The following is a 20241-nucleotide window of genomic DNA, read 5'->3' on the forward strand; positions in this document are numbered from 1 at the left end:
TTCTATTATCGTTATAGTTAAATTTATCAGAAAAAACCTTGCTAAAGCTCGGTTTAAAGAAAATTAATTTTACAATAAAGTTGGTCAAAGATCTGCATTAAAGACGGAAAAAAAACGAAAAAGGTTGCTTGAGATTTTTGCTAAAAAACGTATAATTCCGACCGCACTTTTGCTTTTTATTAGGAAAACTGAGATTTATTTGCTCATTTTGCCTATTCTAATTTGACGAACGCTGAATTTATGATTACAATTCCGTTCCTTATTTTATTAATCCTTGTTTTCAAGATTACTGAACACTTTTTGATTTAGGTAAATTAAAGTTATGAAACGTACATTTCAACCATCAGTATTAAAACGTAGTCGTACACACGGTTTCCGTGCTCGCATGGCGACTAAAAACGGCCGTCAAGTTTTAGCTCGTCGTCGCGCTAAAGGTCGTAAATCTTTATCAGCATAATCTAACCCTATTGGTGTGATTAAACTGAACTTTTCGAGGGAGTTGCGTTTGTTAACTCCCCTTCATTTTAAATACGTCTTTGAACAGCCGTCCCGAGCTAGTACGCCTGAAGTCACTATTCTTGCCCGTCCAAACAATCTCCAACATCCACGTTTAGGTCTCACTGTTGCTAAAAAACATCTGAAAAGAGCGCATGATCGTAATCGCATTAAACGAGTGTGTCGTGAACGTTTTCGTTTGTTACAGCATACACTACCGCCTTATGATTTTGTGATTGTTGCCAAGCAAGGTATTGGAAAACTGGATAATCGTACATTAAATCAAACATTGGATAAATTATGGCAACGACACATTCGTTTGGCTCAAAAATCTTAATTGGGCTAATTCGCATTTATCAACTTGTCATCAGTCCACTTATTGGTCCACGCTGTCGTTTTACACCGACTTGCTCCTGTTATGGTATTGAAGCATTAAAAACCCATGGTGCAATAAAAGGGAGTTGGCTTACATTGAAACGTATATTAAAATGTCATCCTTTAAACGAGGGTGGATACGATCCTGTACCACCAAAGATCAATAACAAAAAAGAGAAAAAATAATGGATTCAAGACGTAGCCTGTTAGTCATCGCACTACTCTTCATTTCTTTTCTTGTTTATCAACAATGGCAGCTGGATTATCACACGCCAAAGCCCGTTGTCACTGAACAAGTAAAAGTATCTTCTGACGTACCTGCAAGCGCGGCTTCATCAACATCAGATATTTCTACTACGGCGCAACTGCAAGGTCGTATCATTACTTTAGAAAACGATGTTTTCCGTTTAAAAGTTGACACATTAGGTGGAGATGTCGTCAGTTCTGAACTATTAAACTATGATGAAGAACTGCACTCAAATACCCCATTCACTTTGTTAACCAACCAAGCAAATCATGTGTACATTGCTCAAAGTGGTTTAGTAGGTAAAGACGGGATTGATACAAAAGCAGGACGAGCAAATTATCAAGTAGAAGGCGACGTTTTTAAACTTGCTGAAGATCAAAATGAACTTGTTGTTCCACTTGTGTTTGAAAAAGAGGGAGTGACCTACCGCAAAATTTTTGTGCTAAAACGTAATGCATACGATGTTGCCGTGAATTTTGAAATTAACAACCAAAGTAACAAAACACTTGAAGTTGAACCCTATGGTCAACTACGCCATACTTTAGTGGAAGATAGTGGTAATGTTGCGATGCCAACTTATACTGGTGGTGCATATTCATCAGCTGAAACCAACTATAAAAAATACAGTTTTGATGAAATGCAAAAAGCGAATTTAGCGATCTCAACTAAAGCAGGCTGGGTTGCAGTATTACAACATTATTTTGTTTCTGCTTGGATTCCTAACCAAGATGCTGATAATCAGCTTTATAGTTTAACAGATAAAGCCAGCAATATTGCGTCTATTGGTTATCGTGGTCCAGTGACCGTCATTCCTGCAGGTACGCAAGAAACCATTAAGAGCACACTTTGGACAGGTCCCAAACTACAAAATGAAATGGCTTCAGTCGCAAATCATTTAGATTTAAGTGTTGACTACGGATGGGCTTGGTTTATTGCAAAACCACTCTTCTGGTTATTGACCTTTATTCAAAGCCTTGTACATAACTGGGGTCTTGCAATCATTGGCGTCACATTAGTGGTGAAAGCACTCTTATATCCACTGACTAAAGCGCAATATACCTCAATGGCCAAAATGCGTATGCTTCAACCAAAACTCCAAGAGATGCGTGAACGTTTTGGTGAAGATCGCCAACGTATGAGCCAAGAGATGATGAAACTGTACAAAGAAGAAAAAGTGAACCCATTAGGCGGTTGCTTGCCTATACTTCTTCAAATGCCAATTTTCATCGCATTATATTGGACTTTCTTAGAAGCAGTTGAGTTACGCCATGCGCCATTTTTTGGCTGGATTCAAGACTTATCCGCACAAGATCCTTATTACATCCTACCAATTCTAATGGGTGCATCTATGTTCTTGTTACAAAAAATGTCACCAACGCCTGTGGCTGACCCAACACAGCAAAAAATCATGAACTTTATGCCAGTGTTATTTACAGGATTCTTCCTATTTTTCCCATCTGGCTTAGTGCTATACTGGTTAGTATCAAACTTAATCACTATTGTACAACAACAATTAATTTATCGTGGTCTAGAGAAAAAAGGGTTACATGCTCGCCACAAATAAGTGAATTGTAACAGAGGAAAAAGGCATCAAGTTTGATGCCTTTTGTTTTCATATCAGTGCGGTCATTTTGAGAGAATTTTTATGAAAGAAACAATTGTGGCACAAGCGACAGCACCAGGACGTGGTGGCATTGGGATTTTACGGGTATCAGGACCTAAAGCCATCTCAGTGGCTGAAGCAGTTTTAGGGAAATGTCCAAAACCAAGAATGGCGGATTATTTACCTTTTCACGATCTTGATGGGACCGTGCTCGATCAAGGAATCGCTTTATATTTCAAAGCCCCACATTCTTTTACTGGTGAAGATGTGCTTGAACTGCAAGGCCATGGGGGACAAGTTGTCCTTGATTTGCTCCTCAAACGTATTCTATGCATTGATGGGGTACGTCTCGCTCGTCCTGGCGAATTTTCAGAACAAGCTTTCTTAAATGATAAATTAGATTTAGCCCAAGCAGAAGCAATCGCGGATTTAATCGACGCGAGCTCAGAACAAGCCGCTCGTTCAGCATTAAAATCATTACAAGGTGAATTTTCCAATAAAGTCAACCAGCTCGTAGAAAGTGTGATTTATCTGCGCACATATGTCGAAGCTGCGATTGATTTCCCAGATGAAGAAATCGATTTTCTTGCTGATGGTAAAATTGAAGCCCACCTCAATGATATTATTGGGCAATTAGAGAAAGTACGTTCAGAAGCGAAACAGGGGTCTATCCTGCGTGAAGGCATGAAAGTCGTGATTGCAGGTCGTCCTAATGCGGGTAAGTCAAGCTTACTGAATGCCCTTGCTGGTCGTGAAGCTGCGATTGTTACGGATATTGCGGGAACAACACGTGATGTACTACGTGAGCATATTCATATTGATGGAATGCCTTTACATATCATCGATACCGCAGGCTTACGTGAGGCGACAGATGAAGTGGAACGTATCGGGATTGTGCGAGCTTGGAGTGAAATAGAACAAGCAGATCGTATTTTATTAATGTTGGACAGTACTGAGGAAGATAATCAAGATTTAACGCGAGTGCATGCAGAATTTTTGACAAAACTCCCGTCCCATATTCCTGTCACGATCGTACGCAACAAAGCTGACTTAAGTGGTGAACCCGAAGGGTTAAAAGCCCAGCAGGGATATACCGTGATCACACTCTCTGCTAAAACACAACAAGGCATTGAATTATTACGGGAACACCTTAAACAATCCATGGGATATCAAACCAATATGGAAGGCGGATTCCTTGCTCGTCGTCGTCATCTAGACGCACTAGAAAAAGCAGCGGAACACTTACAGCAGGGTCACATTCAATTAACACAATTTTATGCAGGCGAATTACTTGCGGAGGAACTGCGTATGGTACAAAACCATCTAAGCGAAATCACAGGGCAATTTACCTCTGATGATTTACTCGGCAATATTTTTAGTTCTTTCTGTATTGGTAAATAATGTTTTGTGGCTAAAAAAACACGGTCAACATTCCATTAATGTTGACCGCATTTTTTCTATATTAACTTAATGCTCAGCAAAACATGCTGAGCCTATATCTAGGTTTAATTTAGCCAGAAATAATAACCGATAGTCGCAATCACAAAGATACAAATAATATTCAATACTACCCCAGCCTTAATCATTTCACTTTGTTTAATATCACCCGTACCGAAAACAATCGCATTTGGCGGTGTGGCAACTGGCAACATAAAGGCACAAGATGCCCCTAAACCAATAATCAAGGCTAAACCAAGCTCAGGCATACCCAATGATTGTGCAATCGAAATGAAAATTGGTACTAATAATGCAGCACTGGCGGTATTGGAGGTAAATTCTGTTAAGAAAATAATAAACGCAGCAACAATTAAACCAATTAAGTAGAAATGCCCGCCATCAATTAAGAACACGATGCCATCGGCTAACACTTTACTTGCCCCAGAATCTTTTAACACAGCACTTAATGTTAAACCACCACCAAATAACATTAAGACACCCCAGTCTGTATTTTCTTGAATTTGTTTCCATGTTGCGACACCTGTAATACAAATTACAGCGGCAGCAAGTAAGGCAATCACACTGTCAAAACTGGCAATTTTCTTTTCTAATCCAAGCATGCCTGATACCAATGGATTAATTTTACTGCTGAATACCCAACATAATGCAATAGTAATAAAAATCACTAAAGTAATAATACGTTGCTTATTCATTTCCACTTTTTCAAACGTTTTCTCGAAACGAACATTGAGTTTTGGTTTAAAAACAAGATAGAGCGTACCAATCATCAATGGCATTAAAATCAACATAATTGGCAAACCGTAAGCCAGCCAGTCAGAAAACGTTAAGTTTAACTGAGATGCAACAATCGCATTAGGTGGGCTACCTACAACAGTTCCCATTCCGCCGATATTCGCACTATACGCAATCCCCAATAGAATAAACACATAGGTATTGTGGTTTGCATCTCTATCCATTTGGCTTAACACCCCCATTGCTAAAGGTAACATCATGGCAGCGGTTGCGGTATTACTCATCCACATGGAAAGGAATGCGGTAATTGAGAACAAATAAATACTAGCAAGAAGAAGCTTACCTTTCGCGAGTGCCATAATTTTATTAGCAATCATGCGATCCAGTTTTTGAATATGTAATGCGGTTGCCAAAGCAAAACCACCAAAAAAGAGGAAAATAGTCGGGTTAGCAAACTCGGCTAATGCGCTTTTCGTGGCGACCAATCCTAAACTAATCGCTAGAATAGGGACAAGCAGCGCCGTCACTGTCACATGCAGCGCCTCGGTTAACCATAAGACAGCAATAAAGACCAGTAAGGCTAAACCTTTATTTGCTTTTGGATCAAAAGGTAATGCCTTAAGTAACACAAAGAACACAACAATATCTAAGAGAAAAATAATGGCATTCTTATTTAAACCATTTTGCACGGGATTGTCTGCGACATTCATAATGTTATCCTTCTAAATAAACAACAAAAAGGGAAAGCATGTTTAACTTATAAACAAGTTAAAAGGCAAGCTATCATCATGTTAATAAAAAGCAATATATTTCTTGTGGATTTGTGAACAAACGCATAAAAATCAGCGTAGAATAAAAAAGTGCGGTTAAAATTTTAACATTTTTTTAACCGCACTTTTTGCTTAACGTGGAAAAAGAAACGCTTTATTCTTCATTAAATTCATCAAGCTCTAAAGGTTCTTGAGATAAAATAATGCCCGTCAGATCCGCATAAACGTAATCTTCTGGGAAAAACGTTACGCCGCCAAAATTAACTGGAACATCTGTTTCACCAGTATTGTGGTTATCTGCCCCGACTGGAATAGGCGCTAACGCATGAATACCAATATCAATATTTTCTAATTGCTGAATTTGGCGTACTGCACCATATACAATGATACCTTCCCATTCATTATCTGCAGCAAGCTGCGCTAACTCTGCATCAATTAAAGCTCGACGTACTGCCCCGCCACCATCGACTAATAAAACGCGACCCGCGCCGTTTTCTTCCAAAATTTCAGTAATCAGCCCATTATTTTCAAAGCATTTCACTGTTGTGACCTTGCCATAAAAACTGCTTACACCACCAAAACTTGAGAAAATAGGTTCAACCACATCAACTTGATCAAGATAAATATCACAAAGCTCAGAAGTATCAACGTACATAACACTACCTTATTTTGAAGAAAATGAGTTCACTTAGTATATGCCTATTATCCGCTTATAAGCAAGCCTAAACTAAACAAGCCGTTGATAATTAACGCAATCAACGACATTTGTGCTAACATTGGACGCAATGTAATCGGCTCTTTATGTTGCCAAACAAAAACAGCATGTTTTATTAGCAAAGGCATGGCTAAAATAAATAAAAAACCCGTTCCTTTTTGAACATAATATACGCTAAACAACATGTAGCTTAACATCGCAAGAGTAAGCAGTAAAATATGATAAATACGTCCGTTCTCTGCGCCCAAACGCACAGCCAACGTATTTTTTCCTGCTTTTTTGTCTTGTTCAATATCACGTAAATTATTGATATTTAATACCGCACTTGCTAATAAGCCTGTGGCAAAAGCAGGCAACAACACCGCAAAATTAAGCTGCTGCGTCTGTAAATAATAGGTTCCGCCTACACCTAAAATTCCAAAAAAGAGCAATACCGATACATCCCCCAACCCCATATACCCATAAGGTTTTGCTCCCACAGTATAAGTAATTGCCGCGATCACTGCCAATATCCCTAATACACTAAACGCGAGCAAATCCACTAGATTTTGATAAGAGACGACCAGTAACAATGCGCCACACACGACACTGGCTCCCGCAACAATCATTAACCCTTTTTTTAACTGTGTCGCATTAATTGCCCCTTGCTGAATTGCACGTAAAGGACCAATTCGCTCCGCCGTATCCGACCCTTTTTGGTGATCACCATAATCATTTGCAAAATTAGATAAAATCTGCAATAAGATAGTTGTAATTAAGCAGAGTAACGTAATCATCCAATTAAATTGACCAGACCATGCTGCCAATGCGGCTCCCGTAATAATTGAAGCAATCGCAAGAGGCAATGTTTTTGGTCGTGCCGTTTCTACCCACATCTTTAATGTATTTTTTGTCATAAAAATCACTTATACAAAGAAAAAGTACGATTTCCAACGCACTTTGCGTAAAATACTTATAATTTGTACTTATTCTACACGAAATCACAGTATTAAGGAAAATATGTCTGACTTGTCGCTTGCATTAACCCCAATTGCGTTCATCCATACCCCATATAAAGAGAAATTTTCTGTTCCTCGTCAAGCAGAATTAGTGCAAGATGGAACTGGCGTCATTGAATTGCTTCCACCTTATAATCAACCAGAAAGTGTCCGTGGACTTGAAAAATTTAGTCATATTTGGCTCATTTTCCAATTTAACCACGTCCCTACGGGCAAATGGCATCCAACCGTACGCCCCCCTCGTTTAGGTGGAAATCAACGCATTGGTGTATTTGCGTCGCGTGCAACACATCGACCTAATCCATTGGGATTATCAAAAGTGGCCTTACGACATATTGAATGTCGGCATGGGAAAGTGTTACTTCACGTTGGACCCGTAGATCTCGTTGATGGCACACCAATCTTTGATATTAAACCTTATCTTGCTTACGCCGACAGTGAACCCAATGCGTGCTCTAGTTTCGCGCAAGAGAAACCTGAACCTAAACTGCAGGTTATACTAAGTGAATCTGTCATCAATACGTTACAAAAAATTGAACAAAAACGACCGCACTTTACCCGTTTTATTACAGATGTCATTGCTCAAGACCCACGCCCAGCGTATCAAAAAAATCGTTCAAATGATCGGACCTATGGTTGCCGACTCGATGACTTTAATATCCGTTGGCAAATCCCTGCAAACTCAACGCAAGCCATTATATTCGAAATAGAAGAAGTGGAATAATATTCAAAAAAATGCGGTCAACCTTTAAAAGTTGACCGCCTATTATCAGATTATTTTGTGATGTCTCTTACATCAATTTCGATTTTATTCCATTCCTTGTCGACATGACCTTGTATAGTAATCTTATCAGTCGGCTGAATTGTTTGTCCTTTCCAGGCGCGATTGCTAACATCAATCTGTACTTCTGAACCTGCTACATCACGAAAAATAAATTCATCATCAATTTGTTTCGTCATATACCCTTCAATGATAATTGGCGTTTTATCTGCCGAATTCAGTGCCTCTTTCACTGTTTTGACAACTGCTGCACTATCATAAAATCCCCCTTTATGATAAGGCTTTCCTTCCTGTTTAGGTCCAAAACCGCCTTGTGCCACCGCAACACCAGAAAGTGCTAAAATTGAAACAAATGTCATTAGTTTTTTCATAATTCCTTCCTCAATAATCATCATAAGTTAACATACTTTACTCAAAAGCCTACCTCACTTTTGATGAGTCTATTACACACTAGAAATATTAAGAAAAGCTTAATAAGACAAAAATAAATGTTTTAGGCTAACTCAAGCATAAAAAAAGACCGCACTAAAAGTGCGATCTTTCTCAAACAGACTCACGATTTAATAAGTACTCGTACTCGTTGTCGTACGCCCTGCACGTTTACGGTCCGTTTCAGTTAATAATTTCTTACGAATTCGAATTGAGCTTGGTGTCACTTCTACTAACTCGTCATCATCAATAAACTCAATTGCTTGTTCAAGACTGAAGCGCACTGGCGGGACTAATACCACGGCTTCGTCTTTACCTGAAGCTCGCATATTAGTGAGTTTTTTACCTTGTAAACAGTTCACTGTCAAATCATTTGAACGGCTATGAATGCCGATAATTTGTCCTTCATACACTTCCGCACCATGATCGATCATAAGTTTACCGCGTTCTTGTAAACCAAAGAGCGCATAGGCTAATGCTTTACCTGTTGCATTAGAAATCAATACACCATTTTTACGCTGACCGATTTCACCTGACTTCACATCATCATAATGGCTGAAACTCGAGTAAAGTAAACCTGTACCTGAAGTCATCGTCATAAATTCACCACGGAAACCGATTAAACCACGGCTTGGAATCACGTATTCTAAACGTGTACGACCTTTGCCATCTGGCACCATATCACGTACTTCCCCTTTACGAATACCCAGCGCTTCCATCACCGCACCTTGATGCTGTTCTTCAATATCAATCGTTACTTGTTCAAACGGTTCTTGTTTGCGACCATCTACATCTTTGTAAATAACACGTGGACGAGAAACCGCAAGTTCATAACCTTCACGACGCATATTTTCAATTAACACAGAAAGATGCAATTCACCACGACCAGAAACACGGAAAGCATCTGGGTCTGGTGTTTCTTCTACACGTAGTGCAACATTGTGAACAAGCTCTTTATTTAAACGCTCAAGGATTTGACGAGAAGTCACATATTTCCCTTCCTTACCACAGAATGGGGAAGTATTTACACAGAAGAACATTGTCACTGTAGGCTCATCTACGCTTAACGGCGCAAGCGCTTCCACATTGTTAATGTCACAGATTGTATCTGAAATATTCAGTTCACCTAATCCTGTTAACGCAATAATATCACCAGCATAGGCACGTTCTGTTTCATAACGTTGTAAACCTAAATGTCCCAATACTTGACCAATTTTACCTGTACGGGTTTTACCCTCTGTATCAACAATCGTGACAGTTTGGTTAGGTTTGACTGAACCACGTTTAATCCGTCCAATACCGATTACCCCTACATAATTATTATAATCCAATTGGGAAATTTGCATTTGGAAAGGTTGATCGAGTTCAACTTTTGGTGGCTCAACATATTTCACGATCGCTTCAAATAACGGCGTCATATCTTCCGCTAAATCATCATGTTCTAAACCCGCAACACCATTTAATGCGGATGCATAGATGATTGGGAAATCCAATTGTTCGTCAGTTGCGCCTAGGTTGACGAAAAGATCGAATACTTGATCCACAACCCAATCAGGACGTGCGCCTGGACGGTCAACTTTATTGATGACAACGATAGGTTTTAAACCATAAGCGAAGGCTTTTTGTGTCACGAAACGTGTTTGTGGCATCGGGCCATCAAACGCATCAACGATTAGTAGTACACAATCTACCATTGACATTACACGTTCTACTTCACCACCAAAGTCCGCGTGTCCCGGTGTATCAACGATATTAATACGGTAATCGTTCCAATTAATTGCGGTATTTTTGGCTAAAATGGTAATGCCACGCTCTTTTTCAATGTCATTTGAATCCATGACGCGTTCATCACCTTCACTACGTGATGCTTCTAATGTACCTGACTGTTGTAAAAGTTTGTCAACAAGGGTGGTCTTACCGTGGTCAACGTGAGCGATAATTGCGATATTACGCAATTTATTGATATCTATTTTATCTGTCATTGAGAAAATCTTATGTCTTGAAATATGAAAAGTTCTGTGTTCTGACCGCACTTAAGCTAAAAACGTGCGAAAGGGGCAAGATTATACAACGTTTTGAAGTAATGAGCTATCAAATAATCGCAGAAAAAAACAGATAAAAATTATGCTATTTTAGGGCGGCTGTTTTATAATGTGAGCTTATTTAAAAAAATCACATTTTAGAGGATTGATAATATGTCAAACGCAGCTGCCATCGCTAATGTCTTCAAGCTGATTGAAGAATATGATATCAAATTTGTTTTACTTCGTTTTACGGACATTAAAGGAAAAGAACACGGTGTATCACTTCCTGTGAGTCTCGTTGATGAAGATTTATTTGAAGATGGAAAAATGTTTGATGGTTCCTCTGTCGAAGGATGGAAAGCAATTAACAAAGCAGATATGTTACTTATGCCAATGCCTGAAACGGCCGTGGTTGATCCTTTCGCACAAATTCCAACCCTATCACTTCGCTGCAGCATTTACGAACCGACTACGATGCAAAGCTATGATCGTGACCCTCGTTCTATCGCGATACGTGCGGAAAACTATATGCGTTCAACAGGGGTAGCTGACGAAGCATTTTTAGGACCTGAACCTGAGTTTTTCCTATTTGATGATGTACGTTTCGATGTATCAATGAATACAAATTCATACTCTGTAGACGATATAGAAGCAAGCTGGAATACCAATAAACGCTACGAAAATGGTAATAACGCCTATCGCCCATTGAAAAAAGGCGGATATTGTGCGGTAGCGCCAGTAGATAGCGCACATGATATTCGTTCAGAAATGTGTCTTATTTTAGAAGAAATGGGCTTAGTCATCGAAGCACATCATCATGAAGTTGCGACGGCAGGACAAAATGAAATTGCAACAAAATTTAATTCACTAACTAAAAAAGCAGATGAAACACAAATTTACAAATATGTTGTTCAGAATGTGGCTTATGAACATGGTAAAACCGCCTGTTTCATGCCCAAACCCATCACAGGTGATAATGGTTCTGGGATGCATTGCAACATCTCTTTAAGCAAACAAGGTAAAAATGTGTTTCAAGGAGATAAATATGCTGGCTTATCTGATACCGCACTGTATTTTATCGGCGGGATTATTAAACATGCAAAAGCATTAAATGCCTTTACTAATCCAACAACTAATTCCTATAAACGTCTTGTTCCTGGCTTTGAAGCCCCTGTGTTATTAGCTTATTCTGCAAGTAACCGTACTGCTTCAATTCGAATCCCCGCGGTCACCACTCCTAAAGCTATTCGTATTGAAGCACGTTTCCCTGATGCGCTAGCAAATCCTTATCTTGCCTTTGCTTCATTACTCATGGCTGGTTTAGATGGTATCTTGAATAAGCTCCATCCTGGTGATGCAATGGATAAAAACCTGTATGATCTACCGCCAGAAGAATTAAAAAATATCCCCGCTGTTGCGACCTCATTAGAAGAAGCATTAAATTCACTTGAACAAGACAATGCATTTTTAACGAAAGGTAACGTGTTCACAAAAGAGTTTATTGATGCCTTTATTAGCATCAAACGTAAAGAAGTGGAACGTTTAAATATGACCCCACACCCAGTAGAATTTGAAATGTATTATGCTTAATTTTTAGAATGCAGTCCCTGCTGCATTCTATTTATTCATTTTTTTATTTTTAATCTTAATTTAGCTAATTACTCACTAGGAGCTTTTATGCGTACTTTTAAAAAATTAATCCCTGTTGCAGTCGCTTGCTGTACTACAGCTTGTGTTCAACTTGGCGATATTGAAATGGGCGGGTTTAATAACCAAACTACTGATTCTAGCCTTATCCAATTCCGTTGTGAAAATGGCTACAAAGGTTCAATTAAACACCAAGCAAAAGGCGCAATAAGCCTTGTATTTAGAGACAACAATAAAAACCGATATGCCAATTACCTCACTACAGTACCAGGCACAAAAGCGACTTATGTGAATAACCAAAATACATTGAAATGGGAAGATCATCACGCATCAGGTACATTTACTTTCCCTGCGCCTGATTATCGTACCAGCCGTCAATTATTAACCACAGTTTGTCAAAAATATTAATTCAATCTGATTGATACCAATAACAAAAATTGCTGATATATTTTGTATGTACCAGCAATTTTTTTATTCTCATTTAGTTAGCTCAGATTTAACAATAAAGTGCGGTCTATTTTTTCAAAATATCCAGATGACACATCAAATTTGGGGCAATAAAAAACCCAGCATACGCTGGGTTTTTCATATTTATACTTCAAGAATTATTCAGCAACAACGATAACGTTAACTGTTGCAAATACTTCACCATGAAGTTGGAATTTCACTTCGTGATCACCTAAAGTACGGATAGGACCTGTTGATAAACGAACTTCACTTTTCGCAATTTCAACGCCAGCTGCTGTTACAGCTTCAGCCACATCGCGAGTTGTGATAGAACCAAATAAACGACCCTCATCACCAGCTTTAGATGCGATAGTTACCGAACCTAATTCTGCTAATTTCGCTGCACGAGCTTGAGCAACTGCTAATACTTCTGCTGCTTTCGCTTCTAATTCTGCGCGGCGAGCTTCGAAATGTTCAATATTTGCTTTCGTTGCCATAACTGCTTTACCTTGTGGGATTAAGAAGTTACGCGCGAAACCTGATTTAACATTTACTTGATCACCAATGTTACCAAGGTGAACCACTTTGTCTAAAAGAATTACTTGCATTACCGTATCCTCTCTTTAATTACTGATGATTGTCAGTGTACGGAAGTAACGCTAAATAACGTGCACGTTTAATAGCACGAGCTAATTGACGTTGATACTTCGCACGAGTACCGGTAATACGGCTTGGAACAATTTTGCCGCTCTCTGTGATATAGTTCTTTAATGTAGCAACATCTTTATAATCAATTTCAACTACATTTTCCGCTGTGAAACGGCAGAACTTACGACGACGGAAATAACGTGCCATTTGGCTAGTCTCCTAATCTATAAATTCGATTTGCTCGGCATGTAATACTAATTGGCTTAAACCATTTGCAGTTTTGTGAGAACTAATAAATCCCACCACCAAAAGCTGACTGCCGACCGTAATGCTTTGAGTTTTTTCTATTAATTGATTGCCGCTAATTTGAATTGGCATTTTACACCAAGCCTGTCGGCTTAATCCTGCCTCCTCTTGTGTAGAACGATGTTCTAACAAAAATTGGCAATGCGCAATTCCGCTTGGGCTTTGCATTCGCTTTGGTTGACTGGCGACCTGACCTATCAACGAAAAACGATTATCAATTTTTAAATTACTCTTCAGCATCCTCAAAATCGTTGTTTTCAACTTCAGCTAAAGCTTTACGATCGTCTTTTGCTTTAACCATTGGGGACGCTTCTGTTACGGCGTGCTTAGTACGAATGATTACGTTACGAAGAACTGCGTCGTTGTAACGGAAAGTTGTTTCTAGCTCGTCGATGACTTCTTGAGGCGCTTCTACATTCATTAACACATAGTGTGCTTTGTGTAATTTGTTGATTGGGTACGCTAATTGGCGACGACCCCAATCTTCTAGGCGATGGATTTGACCGCCAGCTTCTTTTACAGAACCTGTGTAACGTTCAATCATGCCAGGTACTTGTTCGCTTTGGTCCGGGTGAACCATAAACACGATTTCGTAGTGTCGCATTACTGCTCCTTACGGGTTAATCAGCCTCTGACTGTTAGACCAGCTACCAATCTGCAGAAGCAAGGAACGAAAATTCAATGTAGCTGTAAGGTGGTGAATTATACAGATAATCATGTTTTTTGCAAGATAAAGCGTGGTCATTTTTGCAAGAATTTTATGTTTTTCTTTCCCTCGAAAAAGAATAAAAAAGAACCGCATTTTTACGGCTCTCATTTTACTTTTTTGGATTACATCCACGCATTATTGCGAATAATCCCAACTGCAATTCCTTCAATTTCAAAATTTGGTTGTTGATTCAAATCGACAACAATCGGCTCAAATTCTTCATTTTCTGCATGCAAATAAATGACAGATCCTTTGCGTTCCAAACGCTTTACTGTCACTTCATCTTCAATCCTCGCTACGACTACCTGTCCATTGCGTACATCTTTGGTACTATGTACTGCTAACAAATCGCCATCTAAAATGCCGATGTCTTTCATCGATTGACCATAAACTTTTAATAAAAAATCGGCTTGTGGCTTGAACATATTGGCATCGACTTTATATGTCCCCTCAATATGTTGTTCCGCTAAAATTGGTTCTCCTGCTGCAACCCGTCCAACAAGTGGTAAACCGTCATCGGCATCATCATGAGAAGAAGCCTCTTCTAATAAGAGACGAATCCCACGCGATGTGCCCGAAAGAATCTCAATAACGCCTTTTCTTGCTAGGGCTTTAAGGTGTTCTTCTGCCGCATTAGGCGAACGGAAACCTAATTCTTTTGAAATTTCCGCACGAGTAGGCGGCATGCCTGTTGTCTCTAAATGACGCTTTAGAAAATCGTATACTTCTTGCTGACGCGCTGTCAGTGCTTTGAATGGTTTCATAAACACCCCTGTTTTTATATACAGAATAACTGTCATTATATACATACTTATTCATATTGCAATCTTTTCCGTTCTTCTCGTAGCAAAGCAAGAACACGAAAATCCCCCTACGAGATCAAAACCCACAGTAGTTCTTTTATTCAACAACTCACTTCTGATAATTTTATGGTAAACTAATCGAAATTTTTCTAATAAACCTATAAAAATGGAAATTCACTATGTTTAGTTTTCTAAATATGTATCGCAAAATATTGGAATTGCCTTTATCCTTTTTAGTGAAAAATAATCCAATTCCACATCATCCTATCGATGAATTAAAACTTGATACCACACAACCTGTTGTTTACGTTTTACCCTATACTTCACAGACCGATTTAGTTATTTTCCGCAAAAACTGCCTCAGTGTAGGTTTGCCTGATCCATTTGAAAATAATGAAATTGGCGATCATGTGTTGCCACGTTTCGTATTTCTTGATGAAGGACGTCGTTTTTTCAAATCAAAAGGTGCTAAACAAGAAACGATTCAAGTCTTCAATAAATACTTAGCCTTACACCACGCCTTACCCGAGCTGGATGTGCAATTAATTCCAGGCTCAGTATTATGGGGACGTTCTCCTGGTCACGAGAATCAATCAGGTCTACCGCAACTTCGTCTATTAAGTGGCATTCAAAAAGTCATCGCAGCCATTTGGTTTGGGCGTGACACATTTGTGCGCTTTTCACAGGCTGTATCACTACGTTACATGGTTAATGAACATGGTGCAGACGAGGCAATTGCTCACAAACTTGCCCGTGTTGCCAAGATGCACTTTTCAAAACAACGTATGTCAGCAACAGGACCACGCTTACCAAATCGTCAAGCAATGTTCAATAAACTACTTGAACTGCCAAGCATTTTGGAAGCCATAAAAGATGAAGCAAAATCAAAAAATATCAGTGAAGAAAAAGCGGCACAAGAAGCAGAAAAAATACTGAATGAGATTGCAGCTAACGTCAATTATGAAGGGTTACGTGTTGCGGATCGTTTCTTACGTTGGTTATGGAATAAACTTTATCAAGGTATCGATGTACAAAATGCAGATCGCGTACGTAAATTGGCATTAGAAGGACATGAAATTGTCTATGTCCCTTGCCATCGCAGCCACATTGACTACCTATTGCTGTCTTACTTGCTTTATCATCAAGGATTAGTCCCTCCTCATATCGCAGCAGGCATTAACCTTAACTTTTGGCCCGTGGGGGCAATGTTCCGTCGAGGCGGTGCCTTCTTTATCCGTCGTACCTTTAAAGGAAACCGCCTGTACTCAACAATTTTCCGTGAATATTTAGCAGAGCTTTTCCACCGTGGTTATCCTGTTGAATACTTTATTGAAGGCGGACGTTCTCGGACTGGTCGCTTGCTCGCACCTAAAACAGGGATGATGTCAATGACCTTACAGGCACTGTTACAGCGTCAAACTCGCCCGATTTCTGTTGTTCCTGTTTACGTGGGTTATGAGCACGTTTTAGAAGTTGATACCTATGCGAAAGAACTGCGCGGGGCAGCAAAAGAGAAAGAAAACGCAGGACTGGTTTTAAGAGTGATCAAAAAATTACGTAATTTAGGTCAAGCTTATGTGAATTTTGGTGAGCCAATTACGTTAAGTAACTTTTTGAATCAACATTATCCTGAATGGAAAGAAAACATTCAACATGAAGAGCGACCACAATGGTTTAACCAAGCGGTTGATAGTGTGTCACATCAGGTGATGATTAACATTAATAAAGCTGCAGCGGTTAATGCCATGAATTTAACGGGTACCGCCTTATTATCTTCACGTCAGCGCGCCCTTTCAAAAGAGCAGCTACTTGAACAATTAGAAAGCTACCAACAATTTTTACAAAATGTGCCTTATTCACAAGACATCGTGGTTCCACAAGAATCTCCAGAAAAAATGCTTGAGCATATTCTGACATTAGAGCGTGTTGGTATCATTATTGAAAAAGATAACTTTGGTGAAATTGTGCGTTTAGAACGCAATGCTGCAGTATTAATGACTTACTATCGAAACAATATCCAGCATTTATTTGTCTTACCTTCTTTAGTCGCTAGTATCGTCTTGCACTATGAAGCGATCCAAAAGCCTTTAGTGTTAGAAGCAGTCAGCAAAATTTATCCGTTCTTGAAGAATGAATTATTTTTATCATTCTCACAAGAAGAGCTACAAGAGCGCGTCAATCACATCATTGCTGAATTTGAACGCCAGCAAGTGATTAAATGTAATGCCAACATGCTGTCGATTAATAAACCTCGTGTCAGAATGTTACAACTGTGGTCTTCGGGTGTGCGTGAAATATTACAACGTTATTACATTACGGTGAGTATTTTAGAAAAAGATCCTGCCACACCTCGTGCAAATTTAGAAAAAGACAGTCAATCTGTTGCACAACGTTTGTCCGTATTACACGGCATCAATGCACCAGAGTTCTTTGATAAAGCGGTTTTCTCTGCCTTTATCGCCAGCTTAAAACAAGAAGGCTATTTCAATGAGGAAGGCATTGCCAATACAACAAAACTCAATGAAATCATAGAGATTCTAAATCAAGTCATTTCAACAGAAGTCACCCTAACCATCAAAGGTGCTATTGCCAAAATTGAAGAAGAATAAATCTTTCGATATGAAAAAGAGCGGTGCAAAAGTAAAAATTTGCACCGCTCTTTTTTATGCTGTATTCACGAAGAGTTTATCGTCTAAACATCCCGCCTAGACCACCAAGTCCCCCCATCATACCTTGCATACCACGCATCATTTTTGCCATGCCGCCTTTACGCATTTTTTTCATCATTCGTTGCATTTCGTCAAACTGTTTGAGCAATTTATTGACGTCCTGCACTTGTGTCCCAGACCCCATTGCAATACGACGACGACGGGATCCTTTGATAATATCGGGATTCGCACGCTCTTTAAATGTCATGGAGTTAATAATGGCTTCCATTTTATTAAACATTTTATCATCAACTTGGTTCTTAACATGGTCTGGTAAATTTTTCGCGCCAGGTAATTTGTCTAACATCGACATCATTCCACCCATTTTTTTCATCTCAATTAACTGTTCACGAAAATCTTCTAATGTGAAATTGTCGCCTTTTTTGAATTTCTGCGCCATTTTTTCCGCTTTTTCGCGGTCAACAGAGCGCTCAAGATCTTCAATTAACGACAAGACATCGCCCATTCCCAAGATACGTGAAGCAACACGCTCTGGATGGAAAGGCTCAAGCGCATCCGTTTTTTCACCTACCCCTAAGAATTTAATCGGTTTGCCTGTAATTTGACGAATCGATAAGGCTGCCCCTCCACGTGCATCTCCATCAACTTTAGTCAATACGACCCCAGTTAATGGTAAGGCCTCATTGAAGGCTTTCGCGGTATTCGCGGCGTCTTGCCCTGTCATTGCATCCACAGTGAAAAGTGTTTCGATTGGCTTAAGCGCGGTATGAATTTGCTTAATCTCTTCCATCATTTCGCCATCAACATGGAGGCGACCTGCGGTATCCACAATCAATACATCATAAAATTTTAATTTTGCTTCAGCTAAAGCTGCTTGTGCAATCGCAACCGGACTTTGTGAAACATCAGAAGGGAAAAATGCAGCACCAACCGCTTGAGCCAGGGTTTCTAACTGTTTAATCGCAGCTGGACGATACACGTCAGCAGACACCACGAGCACTTTTTTCTTATGGCGTTCTTTTAAGAATTTCGCTAATTTACCAACACTCGTCGTTTTACCCGCACCTTGTAAACCCGCCATTAAAATGACTGCAGGAGGCCGCGTAGCAAGGTTTAAACTTTCGTTTGCTTCGCCCATCGCTGCTTCAAGTTCAGCTTGTACAATTTTGACGAACTCTTGACCTGGTGTCAGGCTTTTATTAACTTCGACCCCAATCGCACGTGCTTTAACGTTATTAATGAAATCACGTACTACTGGTAATGCGACATCCGCTTCAAGCAATGCCATCCGAACTTCACGCAGCGTCTCTTTAATATTGTCTTCGGTTAAGCGCCCACGTCCACTGATATTGCGCAACGTTTTAGATAGGCGATCTGATAAATTCTCAAACATGTGTTATTCCTATTTACACAACAAAAATTGTGTCAATTATACTGAAATCTGTTAGATTTTCACCCTGTGAAATAAATTAATAGCAGTTTAATACGGAGAAAGTTAGAATAAATTACGTTTTAAGATGAGGAAATCGACATGTGGTTTGCAATTTTTGCTGTGCTATTTTATTTGTTGAGTGTGCTGCTAATAACACCCATGCTATTAAAAACACAATCAGGTGAACCTGCCGCAAAACCAAATACCTTCTTTTTTATCATAAGTACGGTGTTCGCCCTGGTTCTTCATATTATCAATCTCACTCCGCTCTTACTCCGCTTAACAGGGGGACAAAATTTCACTGTTATGGAAATTAGCTCACTCATCAGTGTCATCACAGCCACGCTCGCAACTTTTGCTTTATTATTTCAAATTCGTACACTCTGGTTTCTCTTACCAATTATCTATGCGTTCTCTATCATTAATTTACTTTTAACAACCTTATTACCCACGCATTTTGTCTATCATTTAAGCCAAGATATTTCACTGTTTATCCATGTCGGATTGGCATTATTCACTTATTCAATTTGCCTCATGTCTGCACTTTACTCTATTCAGCTCTTGTGGATCGATCGCAACTTAAAAAATAAAACATTGGTTCTTTCCCCAGTCATTCCCCCCTTAATGGCTGTCGAACGGCATTTTTTCCGCTTAATGCTCACAGGTCAATTCCTCCTTAGTCTCATCTTAATTTCGGGCTCTTATCACTTGGCAAAAGAATTTGCGCCACAAGATATTCAAAAAGCCGTGTTTTCTTTTCTCGCTTGGCTAGTTTTTGGTCGTGCACTGATTGGTCATTGGAAACAACATTGGCGTGGGAAAAAGATGGTATACTATGCCATTCTAGGTATGTTATTACTCAGCATTGCCTATTTTGGCAGTCGTGTAATGCTTGAAATATAAACAATATTTATTTATCCTTATACCTAGCAAAAGTGCGGTTCAAATAGTGA

21 protein-coding genes are annotated in these 20241 nt (G+C 39.3%); 10 read left to right on the forward strand and 11 right to left on the reverse strand.

Features of this window, described 5'->3' with window-relative positions; genetic code table 11:
• The first annotated feature begins 322 nt into the window (after positions 1 to 322).
• From rpmH to mnmE, 5 genes are all read left to right on the forward strand, one after another.
• Entirely contained in the window at positions 323 to 457 is a 135-nt protein-coding gene (gene rpmH / locus ACWIT3_RS01500) for a 50S ribosomal protein L34 (RefSeq protein ID WP_005539760.1), read from the forward strand.
• 15 nt (positions 458 to 472) lie between these two features.
• Positions 473 to 832, forward strand: coding sequence for a ribonuclease P protein component (rnpA, locus tag ACWIT3_RS01505; RefSeq protein ID WP_457161065.1), 360 nt, complete (start codon positions 473 to 475; stop codon positions 830 to 832).
• On the forward strand, positions 796 to 1056 hold the full coding sequence (yidD, locus tag ACWIT3_RS01510) for a membrane protein insertion efficiency factor YidD (RefSeq protein ID WP_457161066.1): 261 nt from the start codon (positions 796 to 798) through the stop codon (positions 1054 to 1056). The genes rnpA and yidD overlap by 37 nt, the downstream gene beginning before the upstream one ends.
• Positions 1056 to 2681 (forward strand): membrane protein insertase YidC, encoded by a 1626-nt coding sequence (yidC, locus tag ACWIT3_RS01515; protein WP_457161067.1) that lies wholly within the window; start codon positions 1056 to 1058, stop codon positions 2679 to 2681. Before yidD ends, yidC begins: the two co-directional genes overlap by 1 nt.
• A gap of 81 nt (positions 2682 to 2762) precedes the next feature.
• A complete protein-coding gene (gene mnmE, locus ACWIT3_RS01520) occupies positions 2763 to 4121 on the forward strand; it encodes a tRNA uridine-5-carboxymethylaminomethyl(34) synthesis GTPase MnmE (protein WP_457161068.1) in 1359 nt (452 codons plus the stop codon).
• A gap of 104 nt (positions 4122 to 4225) precedes the next feature.
• Here the strand turns inward: mnmE and ACWIT3_RS01525 are convergent, their stop codons facing one another.
• The 3 genes from ACWIT3_RS01525 to ACWIT3_RS01535 form a co-directional block, all read right to left on the reverse strand.
• The gene (locus ACWIT3_RS01525; RefSeq protein WP_457161069.1) at positions 4226 to 5620 is read right to left on the reverse strand and encodes a DASS family sodium-coupled anion symporter; all 1395 of its coding nucleotides are present in this window, start codon (positions 5618 to 5620) and stop codon (positions 4226 to 4228) included.
• 214 nt (positions 5621 to 5834) lie between these two features.
• The gene (rraA, locus tag ACWIT3_RS01530) at positions 5835 to 6335 is read right to left on the reverse strand and encodes a ribonuclease E activity regulator RraA (RefSeq protein WP_457161070.1); all 501 of its coding nucleotides are present in this window, start codon (positions 6333 to 6335) and stop codon (positions 5835 to 5837) included.
• Positions 6336 to 6382: 47 nt separating this feature from the next.
• Positions 6383 to 7291: a 1,4-dihydroxy-2-naphthoate polyprenyltransferase gene (locus tag ACWIT3_RS01535; protein ID WP_457161071.1), complete on the reverse strand. Its 909-nt coding sequence runs from the start codon at positions 7289 to 7291 to the stop codon at positions 6383 to 6385.
• A gap of 103 nt (positions 7292 to 7394) precedes the next feature.
• Here ACWIT3_RS01535 and tsaA point away from each other — a divergent pair, with 103 nt between their 5' ends.
• Positions 7395 to 8117 (forward strand): tRNA (N6-threonylcarbamoyladenosine(37)-N6)-methyltransferase TrmO, encoded by a 723-nt coding sequence (gene tsaA, locus ACWIT3_RS01540; protein WP_457161072.1) that lies wholly within the window; start codon positions 7395 to 7397, stop codon positions 8115 to 8117.
• A 50-nt stretch (positions 8118 to 8167) separates the two neighbouring features.
• Here tsaA and ACWIT3_RS01545 read toward each other — a convergent pair whose 3' ends face one another.
• Positions 8168 to 8545 carry a YgiW/YdeI family stress tolerance OB fold protein gene (locus ACWIT3_RS01545; RefSeq protein ID WP_457161073.1) on the reverse strand — a complete coding sequence of 126 codons (378 nt, stop codon included), beginning with the start codon at positions 8543 to 8545 and terminating at the stop codon, positions 8168 to 8170.
• Between the two features lie 189 nt (positions 8546 to 8734).
• Positions 8735 to 10585, reverse strand: coding sequence for a translational GTPase TypA (gene typA / locus ACWIT3_RS01550; RefSeq protein ID WP_457161074.1), 1851 nt, complete (start codon positions 10583 to 10585; stop codon positions 8735 to 8737).
• A 213-nt stretch (positions 10586 to 10798) separates the two neighbouring features.
• Here typA and glnA point away from each other — a divergent pair, with 213 nt between their 5' ends.
• Both glnA and ACWIT3_RS01560 read left to right on the forward strand, forming a co-directional pair.
• Positions 10799 to 12217: a type I glutamate--ammonia ligase gene (gene glnA, locus ACWIT3_RS01555; protein ID WP_457161075.1), complete on the forward strand. Its 1419-nt coding sequence runs from the start codon at positions 10799 to 10801 to the stop codon at positions 12215 to 12217.
• Positions 12218 to 12304: 87 nt separating this feature from the next.
• The gene (locus ACWIT3_RS01560; protein WP_457161076.1) at positions 12305 to 12682 is read left to right on the forward strand and encodes an MliC family protein; all 378 of its coding nucleotides are present in this window, start codon (positions 12305 to 12307) and stop codon (positions 12680 to 12682) included.
• 197 nt (positions 12683 to 12879) lie between these two features.
• Here the strand turns inward: ACWIT3_RS01560 and rplI are convergent, their stop codons facing one another.
• The 5 genes from rplI to lexA form a co-directional block, all read right to left on the reverse strand.
• Positions 12880 to 13329, reverse strand: coding sequence for a 50S ribosomal protein L9 (gene rplI, locus ACWIT3_RS01565; RefSeq protein ID WP_046339562.1), 450 nt, complete (start codon positions 13327 to 13329; stop codon positions 12880 to 12882).
• A 19-nt stretch (positions 13330 to 13348) separates the two neighbouring features.
• Positions 13349 to 13576: a 30S ribosomal protein S18 gene (gene rpsR / locus ACWIT3_RS01570; protein ID WP_005717555.1), complete on the reverse strand. Its 228-nt coding sequence runs from the start codon at positions 13574 to 13576 to the stop codon at positions 13349 to 13351.
• A 12-nt stretch (positions 13577 to 13588) separates the two neighbouring features.
• Positions 13589 to 13915 carry a primosomal replication protein N gene (gene priB, locus ACWIT3_RS01575; RefSeq protein ID WP_046339563.1) on the reverse strand — a complete coding sequence of 109 codons (327 nt, stop codon included), beginning with the start codon at positions 13913 to 13915 and terminating at the stop codon, positions 13589 to 13591.
• Positions 13902 to 14279 (reverse strand): 30S ribosomal protein S6, encoded by a 378-nt coding sequence (gene rpsF, locus ACWIT3_RS01580; RefSeq protein ID WP_046339564.1) that lies wholly within the window; start codon positions 14277 to 14279, stop codon positions 13902 to 13904. The genes priB and rpsF overlap by 14 nt, the downstream gene beginning before the upstream one ends.
• Positions 14280 to 14506: 227 nt before the next feature.
• On the reverse strand, positions 14507 to 15148 hold the full coding sequence (gene lexA, locus ACWIT3_RS01585; RefSeq protein WP_457161077.1) for a transcriptional repressor LexA: 642 nt from the start codon (positions 15146 to 15148) through the stop codon (positions 14507 to 14509).
• A 218-nt stretch (positions 15149 to 15366) separates the two neighbouring features.
• On the opposite strand from lexA, the gene plsB reads away from it, so the two are divergent.
• Positions 15367 to 17796: a glycerol-3-phosphate 1-O-acyltransferase PlsB gene (gene plsB, locus ACWIT3_RS01590; RefSeq protein ID WP_457161078.1), complete on the forward strand. Its 2430-nt coding sequence runs from the start codon at positions 15367 to 15369 to the stop codon at positions 17794 to 17796.
• Positions 17797 to 17872: 76 nt separating this feature from the next.
• On the opposite strand, the gene ffh is transcribed toward plsB, so the two are convergent.
• Entirely contained in the window at positions 17873 to 19249 is a 1377-nt protein-coding gene (ffh, locus tag ACWIT3_RS01595) for a signal recognition particle protein (RefSeq protein WP_457161079.1), read from the reverse strand.
• A gap of 138 nt (positions 19250 to 19387) precedes the next feature.
• Between ffh and ACWIT3_RS01600 the strand changes: the two genes are divergently transcribed.
• Complete coding sequence (locus ACWIT3_RS01600) at positions 19388 to 20191, forward strand: cytochrome C assembly family protein (RefSeq protein WP_457161080.1); 804 nt, start codon at positions 19388 to 19390, stop codon at positions 20189 to 20191.
• The last annotated feature ends 50 nt before the right edge of the window (positions 20192 to 20241 follow it).

The organism is Pasteurella sp. P03HT (assembly GCF_054052285.1).